Origin of the sequence: Streptosporangium sp. OZ121 (assembly GCF_051918885.1) — a bacterium.
Taxonomy (GTDB): Bacteria; Actinomycetota; Actinomycetes; order Streptosporangiales; family Streptosporangiaceae; genus Streptosporangium.
Genome location: NZ_JBPXMC010000031.1, coordinates 56,726 through 75,712, shown reverse-complemented (window position 1 = coordinate 75,712; position 18,987 = coordinate 56,726). Strand labels below are relative to the sequence as shown.

Here is an 18,987-nt window from a genome sequence, read left to right as displayed (position 1 = left end):
CCCCTTGGCCGTCCACAGGTGAACGGCCAAGGGGCGTGGGAATTCCTCAGGCACCCCTGTCGACGCGCGGGCTCCCGTCCGTCCTGCCCGCCGGGAGGACGGGCGGCGCCAGGCGGGTGCGGACCATGATGGCCGCGCCCGCCACGGCGGCGGGCATCGCGATCACCGCGACGAACGGGATGAGGAAGAGCAAAAAGAGCAGGACCCCGAAGCCGAGCGCGGGGGCCTTGTTCCCCCTGAGCAGGCCGAAGCGCCTCTTGCGCGCCAGTCCCCTGCGCTCGAGGGCCAGAGTGGTCAGCTCGATCGTGAGGAAGAAGCCCGAGACCAGGGCGCCCAGGACCGGCACCACCGTCTGCCCGATCACCGGCACGAACCCGAGGAAGAACAGCGGGATCGTGAACAGCAACAGCCAGCCGAGGGTGACCAGGCTGTCCCTGACGGATCGGGGGATCGACTTCCACAGCGGGAGCTCGTAGCCGGTCGGTACCTCCCCGTAGGTCTCCTCCACCTTCTCGGAGAGCTTCTCGTAGAAGGGGTCGCCCAGGATGAGGGTGATCGCCGTGAAGGTCACCACGGACAGGACCACCCCCGCGCCGAAGAGCGCCAGCCCGACCAGCGCCCGCAGCGCGGTCCGCGCCGCCTCGCCCCATCCGTCGGCGAACGGCGTGCCCCACGCGGCGATGTCCAGCGCGTTCGTGCCGAGGAAGTAGAGGCCGGTCGCGTAGAGGGCGAACGCGATCAGAGCCGGGATCAACCCGAACAGCCACCAGCGCGGGTAGCGCGCGACCCAGCGCAGTCCCTGGAAGAAGAACCCGATGCCGTCCAGAAAGGAGCGGAAATGACCCATGGCGGAAGATTATCGGGATCGGGCGTCACCTGGGAGGGCGCGCCCGACGGCACCGGGAGACGCCGGAGGAACGCCTCCGGAAACCGGGCACCGCCTGGCGGGCACGCAGGCGGCGGGCGTCAGGGACGCTGCCAGAGGCCGGGGACGGAGACACCGAGGGCGCCGAAGAGGCGGCGGAGCAGGGGCAGGGAGATGCCCAGGACGTTGCCGTGGTCGCCGTCGATGCCGTCGACGAACCAGCCGCCCCGGCCGTCCAGCGTGAAGGCCCCGGCCACGTGGAGAGGCTCGCCGGTGGCGACGTAGGCGGCGATCTCGTCGTCTCCGGCGGTGCCGAAGCGCACGACCGTCGCGCCCACCTCCGCCACCTCGCGCCCGTTCGCGACGTCGATGACGCAGTGGCCGGTGAGAAGGCGGCCCTCGCGTCCGCGCATGCCGCGCCAGCGGGCGACGGCCTCCTCGGGGGAGGACGGCTTGCCGTAGGCCCGGCCGTCGAGTTCGAGCATCGAGTCGCAGCCGATGACCAGCCCGTCGGTCAGACCACCGGCGACCACGGTCGCCTTCGCGCGGGCCAGCGCGAGGCAGAGCTCGCTCGGGCTGTCGGCGGTGACGGCGTCCTCGTCCACACCGCTGACGATCACCTTGGGATCGAGTCCGGCGCTGCGGAGCAGGGCGAGGCGGGCGGGAGAGGCGGAGGCGAGGACGATCTGGGTCACGGCGACCGAGCCTAGCGCGACCCCGATCCACCACAGGCACACGGCCCACGACAGAACGACCGATCCACCGCAGAAAGCCTGATCCACGACGGGCGCCCGGAGGTCAGGCGTGCGGCGGGGGCGGGAGCCGCGGAGGCGGCTCCGGGGAGGGAAGCCCGGGAGCGGTGTTCACCGGGAGCCCGGCGGCGGCGTAGGCCTCGGCCTCGGCCAGGGTCTCGTTCTCCAGAAGGGCGGCGGCGATGCCGTCCAGGCGGCTCCGGTTCTCCGCCAGGACGGCCAGGGCGACCTCGTAGCACTCGTCCACGATGCGCCGTACCTCCTGGTCCACCGCGGCGAGGGTGTCCGGGGCGGCGGCGGGCCGGTCGTCGGCGGCGGCGGGCAGGACGGTCAGCGGGCCGATCCTGGCGGACATGCCCCAGCGGCCGACCATGCCGCGGGCGATCACGGTGACCTGTTCCAGGTCGTTCTCCGAGCCGGTGGTGACCACGCCGTAGACGACCTGCTCGGCCGCCATGCCGCCGAGGGCCCCGACGATCCGGTCGCGCAGGTACTTCTCGTCGTAGGCGTACCGGTCGGTGTCGGGTGTGGAGAGCGTGACGCCGAGCGCCCGCCCGCGCGGGATGATCGAGACCTTCCGCACCGGGTCGGCGCCCGGCCGGAGCATGCCGAGCAGCGCGTGGCCCGCCTCGTGGTACGCGGTGCGCCTCCGCTCGTCCTGCGGGATCACGACGGCGCGGGCCGCGCCGAGCAGGATCTTCTCCAGCGCGTCGGCGAAGTCGGCGGCGTCGACCCTGTCGTTGCCCCGCTTGGCGGCGAGCAGCGCGGCCTCGTTGACCAGGTTGGCCAGATCCGCGCCCGTCATGCCGGGGGTGGTCCTGGCGAGCCGCTCCAGGTCCACGTCGCCGGCGAGCGGCACGCCCCGGCTGTGGACGCGCAGGATCGCCAGCCGCCCCTCGGCGTCCGGCGCGGAGACCACGACGGTACGGTCGAAGCGGCCGGGACGCAGCAGCGCCGGGTCGAGGACCTCCGCCCGGTTGGAGGCGGCGATCACGATGACCCCCTCGGAGCCGGTGAAGCCGTCCATCTCGGTGAGGATCTGGTTCAGGGTCTGCTCGCGCTCGTCGTGGCCGCCGATGGTGCTGCCGCCCCGCACCCTGCCGATCGCGTCGATCTCGTCGATGAAGATGATCGACGGCGCGACCTTGCGGGCCTCGTCGAACAGCTCACGCACCCGCGAGGCCCCGACCCCCACGATCATCTCGATGAACTCGGAGGCGCTCGCCGAGAAGAAGGGCACGTCGGCCTCCCCCGCCACGGCGCGGGCGAGGAGGGTCTTGCCGGTGCCCGGCGGCCCGGAGAGCAGCACGCCCTTGGGCAGTTTCGCCCCCAGCCGCCGATACTTGTCGGGGTCCTTGAGGTAGTCGACCACCTCGGCGACCTCGTTCTCGACCTCGTCGATGCCCGCGACGTCGTCGAAGTCGACCCGGACCTTGGCCGGTTCCACCGGCTTGGCGGCCCTGGACCTGCCGAGGCCGCCGAGACCGCCGAGGCCGCCCATCCCGCCACCGCCCATCGCGCCGGACGCCGCCCGCCGGACGAACCAGATCCACAGGCCGGCCAGCAGCAGGACCGGGACCAGGGAGAGCAGGAGGTTCGACAGGAGGTTCCCGCCGACGGGCTCGGCCCTGATGTTCACCTTCGTCGCGAGGAGCTGCTGGTAGAGCCCGGTCCGGTCGGCGAAGACCGGCAGCTCCGTGGAGAACTTGTCGTACGTGACGTTGCCGCTGTCGGGGTCGCGGGCCGCCTTCCTGAGGGTGCCCTGGATCGCGGTGCCCGTGGCGTAGACCTCCTTGACGTTCCCCGCCCTGACCTGCTGGGTGAACTGGGTGTAGGAGATCGGCTCGGTGGGCTCCTCGAAGAACGAGGAGACGATGAAGAATCCCGCGTAGACGATGACCATGGTCATCAGGAAGCGCACCCAGTTGAACCTCGGGCGCCGCGGGGTGGGCGACCCGGCGCCGTCGGGCAGGCCCTCGGACCGCCAGGGCTTGGACCCGCTCCCCTGGTCGGGCGTGTCGGGGCCGGCCCCCTTGCGTTCCTGAGACGCAGGTCGGTTCACGACTTCCCCCTCGACGGCTCGGGGGAGTCGGCCTGGACGGGCGTCCCGGAGGCGCGTCCGGGACGCCCGGCTCGGTCCGGGCCCTCGAACCGGGGCCGCCTTTCGCAGGAGAGCCGAACCCCGCGCCCGGCGAGCGGGCGGGAGGTCGTCACGCGTGCGGCGGCGAAGCGGCCGGCCGTGAAATTCCCCCGAGTTTCACCAGGTCACACGGACAAGGCGATTCCTGCCCAGGTGAGGTTCACTTCAATCTGAGGGAGGAGACCGCGGTGTTGATGGCGCGCCAGTACTTGCTCTGGGTGTCGGGGATCGTCGCGAAGAGCATCGCGGGCTTGGCACCGGAGATCTCGGTGACGGCGACGGCGGCCATGGAGGAGCGCGCCTTGCCCTTCAGCTTGTACTTCACCCGGTAGGCGAGCAGCCAGCCGTCCTTGATCGGCTGCGAGGCGGTCCAGATGATCTTGCTGCCCTTGGGGTGGTGGTTGAGCGTCCACCGGGCGGCCAGCAGCGCGGTGTCCCTGGACTCCTTCTGCACCAGGATCGGCACCGGGCAGCTCACGAGCATCGCCCGGTGAGCGGCGCCCTTCACCTTCGGCAGCACCTGCTTGGTGGAGAACGGCGACGCGCCGAAGACCTTCCAGGGCTTGCCCAGGCGGACCAGCGACACGCCCGACTTGTCGTCCTGGACGCGTCGCTTGCTCTTGTCCGCCTTGCCGGGCAGGCGGCCGAGCCGCTTGTCACGCGGCATGTCGGGCACCCGGGGATCGGCGAGGGCCGCGATGACGGCGCTGCGGTCGGGCGCCGGCTCCGAGCCGTCGGGCGGCGAGGAGGGAGCGGCCGTCTCGGCGGGGCTCTCCGAGGAGGACGCCGACGCGGAGGGGGTCTCCGAGGGGGACGCCTGCGCCGACTGCGCCGCGGAGGCCTGGGCGGACGCCTGCTCCGACGCCGAGGCGGACGGCTCCGTCACCGGGACGGACGGCTCCGCCGACCCTGGACCGGGCGAGGGTGGCGCGGCAGATGGCGCGGCGATCTGCCCCGTCTTTCCCTCACCCGGTTGATCTGGGGAGCTCGAGGAGACGAAGCCGACCACCGCCGCGACCGCGGCCAGGATCACCGCGAGGCCGACGGCCAGGATGCGGTAGATGACGCGCATCGGCATGTCGCCGATACGGGACCGCTTCACGGGGGAATCCGGTAGCTTCGGGGGGCTCTCAGCCACGATTCTCGGCATCTCCGACGTGGCCGCCTCCGCGGTCACGTATGTCGGCGCGGGACCCGTCTCCCGGGTCCCCTGAGTCCCACCCAACCCATCGAGCACGATCGGGAGCGTACGACAAATCCGGTTTTCCCGTGCGGGATCCCCATCACACTTCGGGAACGAGTACCTTCCCCATCCTTGCGCGAAACACCCTGCGATCACCGGCTCGAGCCGGTCACCCGCCGATCATCGGCCGTCCCCGCGCAGCCACGGGGCGTCCGCGACGACCGTGCGGGAGCCCGGCTCGATCTCGGTGAACCCGGCGTCCCTGACCACCGGCAGGCCCGAGGCGACCAGCCCCGCCCACGCGGCGGGATCGGCGGTCCTCACCGAGGCCGCCAGGCCCTTGTCCCGCCACGCCCGCCTGGCGTCGTCCCCGCTCGCCTGCCAGGCGAGCTGGGCGGCGTGCCCGGCCTGGGCCATGGCCTTGCCCGCCGACATCGTCAGCCCGGGGTTGAGCCACAGCACCACGTCCCCCGGCGGTCCCGGCTCGGAGGGGTCGGCGAGCTCGGTACCGGACACCTGAAGCCTGGAGAGGTCCCTGGGCCAGCCGTCCAGCGGGACCGGCGGGTGGACGCGGACCTCGGCGGTGCCGGAGGTGACGGTGACACCGGGCAGGTCGAGCACCCGGCGCCATTCCGCCCCGCGCGCCCGCCGGACGACCTTCCTGAACCGGCTGCCGTCCCAGGCCCGTACGGCCTCGGCCCACTCGCCGCCGTCGAGGGCGCGCGGGTCGTCGAGCAGTGCCAGCACGGCCAGGGCCGCCGCCTCCAGGGCGTCGGTCCGCGCGGGCGGCGCGGAGCGCTCGATCCGCACCACGAGCGGGAGGACCTTCCGGTCCCGGTCCCTGTCTCCGCCCTCGCCGTCCCCGCCGCCCGTCGCCGCTGTCCCGTCTCGTTCTCTCACGCCTTCAAGGATGCCTGCTCCGCGGTGGTGGCCTCACCGGTGCCGGACGTCACCGTGACGGGGTTCCCGGTGACGGGCTTCCTGGCGATGGCGATCGACATGACGGCGGCGGCGAGGCAGAGGAAGCCCGCGGCGTACCAGGCGAGGTCGTAGGCGCCGAAGTGGTCGCGGGTGACCCCCGCGGCGACCGCGGCGACCGCGGCGCCGACCTGGTGGGAGGCGAAGACCCAGCCGAACACCACGGCCCCGTCGGGACCGTAGATCTGGCGGCACAGGGCGACGGTCGGCGGGACCGTGGCCACCCAGTCGAGGCCGTAGAAGATGATGAAGACGAGCATGCTGGGCTCGGCGGTCGCCCCGAACAGACTCGGCAGCGCCATCAGCGACAAGCCGCGCAGCCCGTAGTAGGCGCCGAGGAGAACGCGCGAGTCGACCCGGTCGCTCAGCCAGCCGGACGCGACGGTGCCGACCACGTCGAAGATCCCGACCAGGGCGAGGAGCCCCGCGGCGACCGGCGCGGCCATGCCGTGGTCGTGGGCCGCGGGGATGAAGTGGGTGCCCACCAGGCCGTTGGTGCTCATCCCGCAGATCGCGAACCCTCCGGCGAGCAGCCAGAAGGGACGCGTACGCGCCGCGCTCCACAACACGCCGAGGGCGCGTGAGGCGGCGCCTCCGGCCCGCGCCGGCCGGACGACCGGGGGCGCGGCGGGGTCGGCGCCGAGGGCGGTGGTGCCCACGTCCTCGGGACGGTCGCGCAGCAGGAACCAGACCAGGGGGACCACGACGAGGGCGGCGACGGCGACCGTGACGGCGGCCGACCGCCAGCCCCTGTCCGCCGCCAGGTGCGCGAGGACGGGCAGGAAGACGAGCTGCCCGGTGGCGCCGCCCGCCGTGAGCACGCCGGTGACGAGGCCGCGGTGGCGGACGAACCAGCGTTCGGTGAGGGTGGCGGCGAAGACCAGGGCCATCGAGCCGGTGCCGAGACCGACCAGCACGCCCCAGCACAGGACGAGCTGCCAGGGGGCGTTCATCAGGATGGTGAACCCGCTGCCCGCGGCGACCAGCAGCAGGGCGTACGTCACCACCCTGCGCATGCCGAAGCGGTCCATGAGGGCGGCGGCGAAGGGCGCGGTCAGCCCGTACAGCATGAGGTTGACCGAGACGGCCAGCGAGATCGTGCCCCGGGACCAGCCGAACTCCTCCTGGAGCGGTGTGATCAGCACGCCGGGCGTCGCCCGGAACCCGGCCGCGCCGAGGATGGCCACGAACGCGACTCCCGCCACGATCCAGGCGCGGTGCAGCGTGCGTTCGGGCGCCCGAGGGGTCGTTGTCATGCGCTCCATAATCGAGGGGCGACCCGCGGGCCCACGAGTGGCCCGAGCGCCAATAACCGCAAGAATCAGGCCACGGCGTCTTCTTCGGGGCATGGCCGTGACCCGGACCGATGAGACGGCTATCTCACATATTGGGTAAATTCGCTCAAAGGTTATGTTTTTCCTATTCTCCTCATCTGAGGGTCTCGCGTTCGGCATGGTCATGGGGGACGCGACGCCCGTCCGGGTCCCGCCCGGCCGCACGAAGTGACGATGCTCGACCGGTACGGGGACAGACCGGGGACCGGGTGATCGAAGGAGTGGTGCCGTGTTCCACGCACGAAGGCCGGGAAGGTTCCTGGCACTGCTCGCGAGTGGCGCGCTCCTGCTGGGCGCCTGCGCGGACACCGGCCCGGCGGACGACCCCGCGGCCTCCGGCTCGGAGTCGGCCCTGCCGAGCGAGACCATCACCTACGCGTACGAGCAGGAGTTCCACTCCTACAACAACAACACCACCGCCGAGAACGCCACGCGCAACGCCGCTCCCCTGCAGCGGGTGCTGACGGGCTTCTGGTTCTACGGCGACAAGGGCGCGATCACCCCCGACAAGGACTTCGGGACGTACGAGAAGGTCTCCGACGACCCGCTGAGCGTCGAGTACACCATCAACGACAAGGCGGTCTGGTCGGACGGCACCCCGATCGACTGCGACGACGTCATGCTGTGGTGGGCCTTCCGGTCCGGCAAGGTCAGGGGCTTCGCCTCCGCCGACACCACCGGCCTGCGGGACACCAGGATGCCCGACTGCCAGAAGGGCGGAAGGAAGTTCACCCTGGTCTACGACAAGCCGTTCGCGGACTGGGTGGCCGGGGGTCCTGGCGCGACCGAGATGATGCCCGCCCATGTGATCGCCAAGCAGGACGGCCTGTCCGAGGAGGAGTTCATCGCGGCGGTCAGGAAGGGCGACTCCAAAAGGATCGAGAAGGGCATCACGTTCTTCAACGACGGCTGGGTCTCCGAGGGCAGGCTGCCCGACGCCGAGCTGATCCCGTCCTCGGGGCCGTACAAGCTCTCCAAGCTGGACGCCGGGCAGCGGCTGACCCTGGTCGCCAACGACAGGTGGTGGGGCACCCCGGCCGCGACCCCGACGATCGTCGAGCGCTTCATCACCCTCGACGAGCAGGCCCAGGCTCTGCAGAACCGCGAGGTCCAGATCGTCGAGCCTCAGCCGGGGCCCGACGTGCTCAGGCAGCTGCAGTCGCTGCGCGGCGTGGAGGTCCGCGTCTTCGAGAAGTACACCTACGAGCACCTGGACTTCAACTTCGACTCCAGCCCGTTCAGGGACAGGAGGCTGCGCGAGGCGTTCGCCAGGTGCGTGCCCAGGCAGCTCATCGTCAACACCCTGATCGGGCCCGTCTCGCCCACCGCCAAGCCCCTGCAGGTCCGTACCGTGGCCCCGTTCCAGGCCAACAGCGCGAGGGTCGTCGCGGCCAGCGGCAGCGCGGACGTGTACGCGCGGCAGGACATCGCGGGCGCCAGGGCGCTGCTGCGGGAGGCGGGCAAGACTGGCCTGGAGGTCAGCATCGGCTACCAGACCCCGAACCCGCGCCGCACCGCGGCGGTGCAGCTCATCATCGACGCCTGCAACAAGGCCGGTTTCAAGGTCGTCGACAAGGGTTCGGAGGACTTCCTCGGCACCGTGATGCCGGCCAACGGCTACGACGTGGCCCTGTTCGCCTGGTCGGGCTCCGCCCTGGTCAGCGGCTGGGCCTCCAACTTCACCTCGCCGGGAAAGTGCGACGCCCGGAACAAGGGCAACAACAACGGCTGCTACTCCAGCAGGCAGGTCGACCGCCTCATCGCGAAGCTGAACTCGACGGTGGACCTGGCCGCCCAGGACCCGATCATCGGCGCGATCGAGAAGCGGCTCTGGAGCGACCTGGCCACCATCCCGCTGTTCCAGCACCCGGGCCTCAGCGCGTGGGACGAGACGCTCCAGAACGTCGTCCCCAACCCCGCGCAGTCGACCATCACCTGGAACATGGACAAGTGGAAGCTGTCCTAGGGAGTCCGGAGCGGGCCCGTACCTGACATCAGATGGCAGGTACGGTCGCCAGGATGGGCGCGAGACCCGGAATTCCACAAGGGAGCCCCACATGCCTCGCGCCACAGGAACCTTCACCATCGACAGCTGGGATTCGCAGCCCTACGACGAGGCCGAGGGCGCCACGCTCTCCCGCGTCCACATCACCAAGACCTTCGGCGGCGACCTGGCCGGCACCAGCACCACCGACATCATCACCGCGATCTCCCAGGTCGAGACGTCGGCGGCCTACGTGGGCTTCGAGCGTTTCACCGGCACCGCGCACGGCCGCAAGGGCACCTTCGTGCTCCACCACACGGCCACGGGCCACGCCCGCGAGTCGGCGCTGAGCTGGACGATCCTCCCCGACTCCGGCACCGGCGAGTTGCTGGGCATCCGGGGCGGCGGCCAGATCGTCAACGACGACGGCGCCCACTCCTTCCACCTCGACTACGAACTGGGCTGAGCGAGCCGGGCTGAGAACGTCCGCCCCCGCGCGCGCCGGCGGACCACAGGCGCCGCGCGGGGTCCCCCCCCCACCGCCGAGGCCGGCGATCCGGCCGCCCGACATTCAAGACCGGTGCCCACATCCCGGTCACCCACGCCCGGCGTTCACGGACCGGCGCCCACCCCCGGTCACCCACGCCCGGCGTTCACGGACCGGTGTCCGCAACCCGGTCACCCACGCCCGGCGTTCACGGACCGGCGCCGTGACCCCGCGCCCGCGATCCGGCGCCCACATCCCGATGCCTCACAGGCCGGTCTCCGCGCCCGGCGGCCACGGCCCGGCATTCACGGCCGCTTTGACCCCTTGTCACATCCCGCGTCGAGACAGTTGAGAAAGCTGCTTCCCAGCCGTTGACGCGCCCGTAGCACGTATGTAACATTTGGCCAACGTCATGCAAGAATATTGCAATCCTTTGTTCACTTTCTTGCTATTCCTCGCAACTCTCCAGGGATGCACTGCGTCGTGCACCTGCCCCCCATTACGTGCGCGGTGAAGGCGCAGCCTTCACGCCTCGGTCCTGCCGTGCCCGACGAGAGAAGAAGAGCGCGAATGAGAATGCTGTACAGACCGTTACGGCTGGTGGCGGCCATGGTCGCCGCCGCCGGCCTGCTCCTGGTGGGGTCGGTCGTCCCGGCCTCCGCCGCGGCCGGACCCAATCTGTCGCCGGGCAAGGCGACCCTGGCGAGCAGTTCCACGGGCGGGCAGGCGGTGTCCGCCATCAACGACGGAAACCAGTCCACCTACTGGGAAAGCGCCAACAACAGCTTCCCGCAGTGGGCGCGGATCGACCTCGGCACCGCCACGAGCGTCGACCAGATCGTCCTGAAGCTGCCCCCGCCGACCGTCTGGCAGACACGCACCCAGACGCTCTCGGTCCAGGGCGGCGCCGACGGCAACACCTTCAGCACGGTCGTCGCCTCGGCGAACTACACGTTCAACCCGGCGACCGGCAACACGGTCACGATCAACTTCGGCGCCGCGACCCACCGCTACTGGCGTGTCGACATCACCGCCAACACCGGCTGGCCCGCCGCGCAGATCGCCGAGTTCGAGATCTACGGTGCCGCCACCGGCGGCGACGGCCAGAACCCGTCGGCCCCCGGTAACCTCACCTTCACCCAGCCGGCCACCGGTCAGATCAGGCTGGCCTGGAACGCCTCCACGGACAACGTGGGCGTCACCGGGTACGACATCTACGCCAACAACCAGCTGCGGGGCAGTGTCGGCAACGTGCTGACCTACACCGACACCCAGCCGGCGTCGGCGACCGTGACGTACTTCGTACGGGCCAAGGACGCGGCGGGCAACCAGTCGGCCAACAGCAACTCCGTGACCCGCAACGGCACCGGCGACCCCGGCTCGAACCTGGCCATCGGCAAGGAGATGGTCGCCTCAGGCCACGTGCACTCGTTCGTCGCCGCCAACGCGAACGACAACAACCTGGCCACCTACTGGGAGGCCAACTCCGGCGCGTTCCCGAACACGCTGACCGCCAGGCTCGGCGCCAACGCCGGCGTCAGCTCGGTCGTGGTGAAGCTCAACCCCGACTCCGCGTGGGGCACCCGCACACAGAACATCCAGGTCCTGGGCCGTGAGCAGAGCGCCACGGGCTACACCAACCTGGTGGCGGCGCAGAACTACACGTTCAACCCGGCCTCCGGCAACACGGTGACGATCGCTTTCAACGCCAGTGTCGCCGACGTCCAGCTGAGGTTCACCAGCAACAGCGGCGCACCCGGCGGGCAGGTCGCCGAGTTCCAGGTCTTCGGCGTCCCGGCGCCGAACCCCGACCTCACGGTCACGAACCTCTCGTGGACCCCGGCCTCCCCGAACGAGGCCGGCGCGATCACGCTGTCGGCCACGGTCAGGAACGCGGGCACCGCGGCCTCCCCCGCGGACAGCGTCAACCTCAACCTCGACGGCACGCTCGCCGGCACCGTCGCCGTCCCCGCCCTGGCCGCCGGTGCCACCGCCACGGTGACCCACAACATCGGCACCCGCGGCGAGGGCAGCTACACGGTCAGCGCCAGGGTGGACGCGGACAACTCGGTCTTCGAGCAGAACGAGGGCAACAACACCCTCACCGCGTCGTCACCGCTGGTGGTCGCGCAGGCCCCCGGCCCCGACCTGCAGGTCCTCGGCGTCACCTCCAACCCGCAGAACCCGGCCGTCGGGGCGCCGGTCACGTTCACCGTGGCGGTGAGGAACCGGGGTACCGCCGCGACGGGCGCGACCACGGTCACCCGCGTGGCGGTGGGCGGCACCACGCTCAACGGCAACACCGCGTCGATCGCCGCGGGCGCGACGGCCAACGTGGCCGTCAGCGGGAGCTGGACCGCCACCAGCGGCGGCGCCACCATCACCGCCACCGCCGACGCGACCAACACCGTCACCGAGACCAACGAGAACAACAACACGTTCTCGCAGTCGATCGTGGTCGGGCGCGGCGCGGCCGTCCCGTGGGTCGAGTACGAGGCCGAGGCCGCCAACTACCAGGGCACCCTGCTGGAGACCGACCCGCTGCGCACCTTCGGGCACACCAACTTCGCCACCGAGTCCTCGGGCCGCAAGTCGGTGCGGCTGAACAGCACGGGTCAGTTCGTCGAGTTCACCTCGACCAACCCCTCCAACTCGATCGTGGTCCGCAACTCCATCCCCGACGCGGCGGGCGGCGGTGGCATCGAGGCCAGCATCAGCCTCTACATCAACGGCACCTTCTCCAGGAAGCTGACCCTCTCCTCCCGCCACAGCTGGCTGTACGGGAACACCGACGGCCCCGAGGCGCTGTCGAACACCCCCCAGGCCGACGCCCGGAGGTTGTTCGACGAGTCGCACGCGCTGCTCTCGCAGACCTACCCGGCCGGCACGAAGTTCAAGTTGCAGCGTGACGCGACCGACACGGCCTCGTTCTACGTCATCGACCTGATCGACCTGGAGCAGGTGGCGCCGCCGGCGAGCCAGCCGGCCGGTTGCACCTCGATCACGAACTACGGCGCGGTGCCCAACGACGGGCTCGACGACACGGCCGCCATCCAGCGGGCGGTGACGGACGACCAGAACGGCGTCATCAGCTGCGTGTGGATCCCGGCGGGCCAGTGGCGCCAGGAGCAGAAGATCCTCACCGACGACCCGCTGAACCGGGGTCAGTGGAACCAGGTGGGCATCAGCAACGTCACGATCCGCGGCGCGGGCATGTGGCACTCCCAGCTGTACACCCTGACCGAGCCGCAGGACGTGGTGGGCGGCATCAACCACCCGCACGAGGGCAACTTCGGCTTCGACATCGACAGCAACACCCAGATCTCCGACATCGCCATCTTCGGCTCGGGCCGCATCCGCGGCGGAGACGGCAACGACGAGGGCGGAGTGGGCCTGAACGGCCGGTTCGGCGAGAACACCAAGATCACCAATGTGTGGATCGAGCACGCCAACGTGGGTGCCTGGGTCGGCCGCGACTACGACAACATCCCGGCCCTGTGGGGCCCCGGCGACAACCTGCTGTTCAGCGGCATGCGCATCCGCAACACCTACGCCGACGGCATCAACTTCACCAACGGCACGCGGAACTCGCGGGTGTTCAACTCCTCGTTCCGCAACACCGGTGACGACGCCCTGGCGATCTGGGCCAACCAGGCGGTGAAGGACCGGGTCGTCGACAACACGCACGACAACCACTTCGTCAACAACACCATCCAGCTGCCCTGGCGGGCGAACGGCATCGCGATCTACGGCGGTTACGACAACTCCGCCGAGAACAACCTGATCTACGACACCATGAACTACCCGGGCATCATGCTGGCGACCGACCACAGCCCCCTGCCCTTCTCGGGGACCACGCTGCTCGCCAACAACGGGCTGTACCGCACGGGTGGCGCCTTCTGGAACGAGGACCAGGAGTTCGGGGCGATCACGTTGTTCCCGCAGGGCAGTGACATCACCGGCGTCACCATCCGCGACACCGACATCTCCGACTCGACCTACGACGGCATCCAGTTCAAGACGGGCGGCGGCAACATGCCGAACGTCGCGATCACCAACGTGAAGATCGACAAGTCCAACAACGGGGCCGGAATCCTGGCCATGAGCGGCGCCCGCGGCAACGCGGTCCTGACGAACGTGACCATCACCAACTCGGCCGACGGCAACATCGTGAGGCAGCCGGGGACGACCTTCGTGATCACCGGCAACTGATCCTTCCGGTGAACGCCCCGATGCCCCCTCATCCGGGGGCCGGTGCCTGAAAGACGACCGGCCATGTGGCGTGCTCCCCGGGAAACATCCGGAGAGCACGCTCATGGCCGGTCGCGCCGATGCCGGTGAATCCCGCCGATCCCGCCGCGATCCGTCCGGACGAACGACGAAGGGGCCCGCAGGGAACAGGCTTTCCGCCTGCGAACAGCGGACCCCGGTCACCACATTCGGGGGGCTCGGGGGTCACTCCCCCGGACAAACGACGAAGGGGCCCGCGGGAAGCAGGCTATGCCTGCGAACAGCGGACCCCAGTCACCGAAGTGGAGCTATGGGGATTCGAACCCCAGACCTCCTCCATGCCATGGAGGCGCGCTACCAGCTGCGCCATAGCCCCTCGGGTGTAACCGATGTCGCCGGGCCCGGCCCGGCGACCACGCCAGTGTATAGGAAATCACCCCGCACCCTGTAACCGTGGCGCCCTCGCCCCCCGTCCCCGCTCACGGTCCGGTCGCCTGCAGGGGACCGGCGGCACGGACCTCCCACGGGGCCGGCTCACGGGGAGCCGGCCCACCCGATCATGGTTCGCGCGTACGGGCGACGCGGGTGCGGGCGCCTACCGGAGCGACGCGGCCTTCTCGATCAGTTTGGCGAGCTCGGTCACCGCCGGGTCCTCGGTGGACGCGGCCAGGCGGGTGGCGTGGGCGGCGAGGTCGTCGGGCTCGACTCCGGCGATCCCCTCCCCGGTGCGGAGATACTCCGCGAAGCCCACGGCCACCACGTCGACCTGGAACCTCGGCGTGGGCCCCTCCCACGGCGAGGCCGCCAGGTCACCCGCCTCCAGGGAACGGGCGGCTTCCGCGGGGTCGCGGGTGTCGGGGTCCTGCCAGCGCACGGTGGCGGTGGCCAGCTGTCCCGAGGCCCCGCCGCGCAGCCGGACCTCGTACAGTGCCGTCACCGAGTGGCCGGGGCCGATCTCGCCGCCGTCCTTGCTGTCGTCCCGGAAGTCCTCGGTCGCGATCTGCCGGTTCTCGTAGCCGATCAGGCGGTAGGACTCCACGGCCGAGGGGTTGAACACGACCTGCGCCTTGGCGTCGCGGGCGCGCAGGTCGATGTTGGTGGCGAGCTGCTCGACGAAGACCTTGCGCGCGTCGTCGACGGAGCTGACGTAGACCGCGGCGCCGTCGCCGTTGTCGGCGAGCTGCTCCATCAGCTCGTCACCGTAGTCGCGGCCGACGCCCACGCACAGCAGGGTGATCTTCTTGCCCGCGGCGTCCGCGACCCGGTCGAGAATGCCCTGCCAGGTGGTGTCACCGGTGTTGGCCAGGCCGTCGGAGAGCAGGATGACACGGTTGACGGCCACCGGCCTGAAACCCGCCGCGGCCACAGCGTAGCCGTTGGTCAGTCCCGCCTCCAGGTTCGTCGACTCCTGGATGGCGAGGCGTTCGACGGCGGCGTGGAGCTTCTCCTTCTCGGTCGCAGGGGTCATGGAGAGGACGACGTCCGCCTGGTCGCTGAAGGCCACGAGGGAGACGTGGTCGCCGGGCCCGAGCTGGTCGACGAGCTTGTGCAGCGCCTCCCTGACCAGGTCGAGCCTGCCGGGTTCGTCCATCGAGCCGGACACGTCCACCACGAAGGTGAGGTTCGCCGGGCGCCGGGACTCCGCGCTCGCCCCGCGGGTCTGCAGGCCGACACGGAGCAGCGCGGTGCCGTTCCCCGGCGTGCGGGCGCCGTCCATGTGCACGGTGAAACCGTCGTCCTTGGGCTCCGCGTAGTCCTGCTTGAAGGAGTTGACGAACTCCTCCGGCCTGATCTGGCCCGCCTCCGGCAGCCTGCCCTCGGTGATGGCCCGCCTGCTGTAGCCGTACGAGGCGGTGTCCACGTCGAGGGCGAAGGTGGAGATCTGCTCGGCGGAGGTGTCGCGCCGCCGGGTGGCATCGGCCTCGGGTGCCTCGCTCCCGGTGGTGGCCCGGGCTTCGGTCTCGTTCTCGGCGGTGTCCTCTCCGGCGGCGGGCGGACGACCGTCCGGGGGCATGGACGGGATCCCCTTCCCGGATTCGGGCATCGGCTGGCCGGCGGATTCGACGGCGCCCGAACCTCCGCAGGCGGCGGCGAACATCAGGGCGAACAGGGCGAGCACGGCGAGGACGATGGCGAGCGGACGTGACTTCATGTCGCCTCCTAGGGATGCGGGTCATCCCGTACGACGACTCCCCCCTCCGGTCCGCCGGGAGCTTGACCCAAGCGAGCGCAAACCGTGTTCGACGCGTGATCAGGATTTCCAGGCCGGGTCCCGCCCGCCGAGCCCGAGTGCCCGCTCGAACGGCGAGGCGTCCTCCGCCACGGGTACCTCCTCCCCGGAGACTCCCGTTCACCGTCCCCGCGGCGCCGTCCCCGCGGCGAAACCGGCCACGGCCGCACCGGTCGGCGCACCGATGACGGCGCGTGGCAGCATCTCGTTCATGACGGGCATGCTGTCGGCCGGACTCACAGCTGTCTTGAAAAAACGCGACATATGATCCTGCACCATGCGCGTGTATCTCGGCCTCGCGGCCAAACACCCGGAGGCCGGTATACCGGAGACGATGCTGCACACCGTCAGGGGCGCCATCGACGGCGCGTTCCCCGTACCGCCCGAGGTCATCAGATCCCGGGAGTGGCACCGTCCCGGCATCGCCATGTTCGCCTGGACCAACGAGCCGGACGACTCGCGGCGGCCTCCCCTGCTGGAGACCGGGCATGACCGGGTGACCGGGGTGAACGGCTACCTGGCCGCGCCTGACGACGTGAACCGGCTGGCGGGCATGCCGGTCCTGGACACCGAGGCGGTCGGCGGCTGCTTCTCGGCGTTCCGGGCGACCGAGGACGAGCTGTCGGCCGCCACCGCGATCCACCGGGTCTGCCCGGTCTACTACGCCGAGACCCCCGACGCGCACGTGATCGGCAGCCGGGCGCTGCTGGTCCACCTCGCGGGCGGCGGCGAGCGGGTCGAGTGGGACGTGCTCGCGCTGCAGTCGATGGTCAGGCAGGGATACTTCCTGTCGGACGAGACGCCCTACCGCGGGGTGAGCGCGCTGCCGCCGTCCTCGTCGGTGACCGTCAGGGGCGGCCGCCGTACGATCACCACGACCCCGCTCCCCTCCGCCGTCCCCCCGCCCACGTCGCGCAGGGGGAAGAAGGAGCTGGTCGGCGAGCTGGCGAGCGCGCTGCTTGCCACGGTGGAGCCGCTGCGCGCGGCCGGGGAGCCGGTGAACCTGGCCCTCACCGGCGGCCGGGACAGCCGCCTGATCGCCGCGACGCTGCACGCGGCCGGTATCCCGCTGCGCGCGACCACCAACGGCCTGGACACCCACCCCGACGTGATCATCGCCGGGCGGGTCGCCCGCGCGCTCCGCGTCGAGCACACCGTCATTCCCCCGGCCCGCGCCGAGAAGAAGGACGCGATCGTCGTCGAGCATCCCCTCGCGCGGTCCTACGAGACGCTGCGCGCCTGCGAGGGCATGACATCGGCGTACGAGTCGATCGTCGGCTACCTCCCCTACAGCGCCAAGCCCACCATGTCCGGGCAGAGCGGGGAGATCCTGCGGGCCGGGGGCCTGCTGCTGCTCCAGACCGACCTGAGCGAGAAGGCGCTGCGCCGCCGGGTGGACGTGACCTTCCTGCGGGACCCGGCGCTGTTCACCGAGGAGGCCAACGAGCACGCCCGCGAGCTGGCCGGGCCCTGGCGGGAGCGGGCTCCGCTGGAGGCGCTCGACCACATGTACATCTCCTACAAGGTCGGCCGCTGGCACGCGGGGGCGCGGGCGGGCTCGCTGCGCAGGGGCGACCAGATCTGGCCGTTCCTCGACAACCGGGTGGTCCGCGCCGCGCTGGGTCTCGACCAGACCTGGCGGCTGTCGGAGGAGGTCATCTACGAGCTGCTCGGTGTCCTGGCCCCTTCGCTCAGGGACATCCCGGTCGAGGGCAAGCCGTGGCGGTTCAGCGTCGGGAAGCGCTACTACCCCTGGCAACGCAGGCCGCAGGTGATGACCGCGCCGAAGACCGGTGGCGGTGGCTGGAACTGGCGGACCAGTCCCGGCGTGGAGCTGACCGGCCTGATGCGCGACCACGTCCTCGGCCGCCTGGACCTGCTGGCGCCCATCGTCAGGCCCGACGAGGTGCGCAAGCTGTTCGCCGAGCCCGTCCTGAAGAAGCCCAACCAGGCCTGGCACCTCTACACCGTGGCCACCATGCTGGGTGGCGAGTACCCGGGCAAGGAGCCCCAGGGCCTGCCGAGGGTCCACATCCCCATCCCGTCGTGACGGGGGCGCCCGCCGACGACACCCGGGGCATCCTGAACTTCGGGGCCGCCAGGTTCCGCTACGGACGCCACGCGTGCCACCCGGTCCTGGCCCCCTTCGCCGAGCACCACTGGATCGTCCGCTGGGAGCTGTCCGAACCGTCGGTGAACCTGGTCTTCCACGAGCACGGTTCCCGGGTGGCCGGGGTCATCACCGGCGACTGCCTGGAGGTCCTGACCGGCACCGGGGTCGTGGTCGGCAGCCGCTTCCGGCCCGCCGGTTTCCGTCCCTTCCTCGACGCCCCGCTCTCCATGATCACCGACCTCTTCACGCCGGCCTCGCAGGTCTTCGGTCCGGACGCCGACACGGTGACCCCGGCCGTACTGGCCACCTCCGACGAGGAGGCCCAGCGGGCGCTGGAGGAATTCCTGCTCGCCCGGCTCCCCGCCCGCGACCCCGTCGCCGAACGGGCGGCGGACCTCGTCGCGAGCGTGCTCGCCGACCCGGCCATCGTCCGCGTCGGCGACCTGGCCGCCCTGCACGGGCTGAGCGTCAGGCAGCTGCAACGGCTGTTCAGCGACTACGTCGGCGTCCCCCCAAGTGGGTGATCCGCCGCTACCGCATTCACGAGGCCGCCGAACGCGCCGTGCCCGCCACCGACTGGTCGCGGCTGGCCGCCGACCTCGGTTGCAGCGACCAGTCCCACTTCACCCGCGACTTCACCGCCGTGATCGGCATGCCCCTCACCCCGTACGCCCGCCGCCTGGCGGAGTGA

Annotated in this window: 13 protein-coding genes and 1 tRNA gene; 6 read left to right on the top strand and 8 right to left on the bottom strand. The window is 70.9% G+C overall.

What is annotated here, in order from left to right:
• Positions 1–46 precede the first annotated feature (46 nt).
• The 6 genes from ACTOQ1_RS35970 to ACTOQ1_RS35945 form a co-directional block, all read right to left on the bottom strand.
• Positions 47–847, bottom strand: a complete 801-nt coding sequence (locus ACTOQ1_RS35970) for an EI24 domain-containing protein (RefSeq protein WP_440072440.1) — start codon at positions 845–847, stop codon at positions 47–49.
• Between the two features lie 119 nt (positions 848–966).
• A complete protein-coding gene (locus tag ACTOQ1_RS35965; protein WP_440072439.1) occupies positions 967–1,560 on the bottom strand; it encodes a Maf family protein in 594 nt (197 codons plus the stop codon).
• 103 nt (positions 1,561–1,663) lie between these two features.
• Positions 1,664–3,679 carry an ATP-dependent zinc metalloprotease FtsH gene (gene ftsH, locus ACTOQ1_RS35960; protein WP_440072438.1) on the bottom strand — a complete coding sequence of 672 codons (2,016 nt, stop codon included), beginning with the start codon at positions 3,677–3,679 and terminating at the stop codon, positions 1,664–1,666.
• Between the two features lie 238 nt (positions 3,680–3,917).
• Positions 3,918–4,859, bottom strand: a complete 942-nt coding sequence (locus ACTOQ1_RS35955; protein WP_440072437.1) for a hypothetical protein — start codon at positions 4,857–4,859, stop codon at positions 3,918–3,920.
• A 261-nt stretch (positions 4,860–5,120) separates the two neighbouring features.
• Positions 5,121–5,840 carry a peptidyl-tRNA hydrolase gene (locus tag ACTOQ1_RS35950; protein ID WP_440072436.1) on the bottom strand — a complete coding sequence of 240 codons (720 nt, stop codon included), beginning with the start codon at positions 5,838–5,840 and terminating at the stop codon, positions 5,121–5,123.
• Positions 5,837–7,174 (bottom strand): MFS transporter, encoded by a 1,338-nt coding sequence (locus ACTOQ1_RS35945; protein ID WP_440072435.1) that lies wholly within the window; start codon positions 7,172–7,174, stop codon positions 5,837–5,839. Before ACTOQ1_RS35945 ends, ACTOQ1_RS35950 begins: the two co-directional genes overlap by 4 nt.
• A 307-nt stretch (positions 7,175–7,481) precedes the next feature.
• On the opposite strand from ACTOQ1_RS35945, the gene ACTOQ1_RS35940 reads away from it, so the two are divergent.
• From ACTOQ1_RS35940 to ACTOQ1_RS35930, 3 genes are all read left to right on the top strand, one after another.
• Positions 7,482–9,218, top strand: coding sequence for an ABC transporter family substrate-binding protein (locus ACTOQ1_RS35940; RefSeq protein ID WP_440072434.1), 1,737 nt, complete (start codon positions 7,482–7,484; stop codon positions 9,216–9,218).
• 91 nt (positions 9,219–9,309) lie between these two features.
• A complete protein-coding gene (locus ACTOQ1_RS35935) occupies positions 9,310–9,702 on the top strand; it encodes a DUF3224 domain-containing protein (RefSeq protein WP_440072433.1) in 393 nt (130 codons plus the stop codon).
• A 591-nt stretch (positions 9,703–10,293) separates the two neighbouring features.
• Positions 10,294–13,935 carry a CARDB domain-containing protein gene (locus ACTOQ1_RS35930; RefSeq protein WP_440072432.1) on the top strand — a complete coding sequence of 1,214 codons (3,642 nt, stop codon included), beginning with the start codon at positions 10,294–10,296 and terminating at the stop codon, positions 13,933–13,935.
• Positions 13,936–14,256: 321 nt separating this feature from the next.
• Here ACTOQ1_RS35930 and ACTOQ1_RS35925 read toward each other — a convergent pair.
• A tRNA-Ala gene (locus ACTOQ1_RS35925) sits at positions 14,257–14,329 on the bottom strand.
• A gap of 219 nt (positions 14,330–14,548) precedes the next feature.
• Positions 14,549–16,105, bottom strand: a complete 1,557-nt coding sequence (locus ACTOQ1_RS35920) for a YfbK domain-containing protein (protein ID WP_440072431.1) — start codon at positions 16,103–16,105, stop codon at positions 14,549–14,551.
• A gap of 355 nt (positions 16,106–16,460) precedes the next feature.
• Between ACTOQ1_RS35920 and ACTOQ1_RS35915 the strand changes: the two genes are divergently transcribed.
• The 3 genes from ACTOQ1_RS35915 to ACTOQ1_RS35905 are packed head-to-tail and all read left to right on the top strand — an operon-like array spanning position 16,461 to position 18,987.
• Positions 16,461–18,233, top strand: a complete 1,773-nt coding sequence (locus tag ACTOQ1_RS35915) for an asparagine synthase-related protein (protein WP_440072430.1) — start codon at positions 16,461–16,463, stop codon at positions 18,231–18,233.
• Positions 18,230–18,820, top strand: a complete 591-nt coding sequence (locus tag ACTOQ1_RS35910; protein WP_440072429.1) for a DUF6597 domain-containing transcriptional factor — start codon at positions 18,230–18,232, stop codon at positions 18,818–18,820. Before ACTOQ1_RS35915 ends, ACTOQ1_RS35910 begins: the two co-directional genes overlap by 4 nt.
• Positions 18,817–18,987 carry a hypothetical protein gene (locus tag ACTOQ1_RS35905; RefSeq protein ID WP_440072428.1) on the top strand — a complete coding sequence of 57 codons (171 nt, stop codon included), beginning with the start codon at positions 18,817–18,819 and terminating at the stop codon, positions 18,985–18,987. The genes ACTOQ1_RS35910 and ACTOQ1_RS35905 overlap by 4 nt, the downstream gene beginning before the upstream one ends.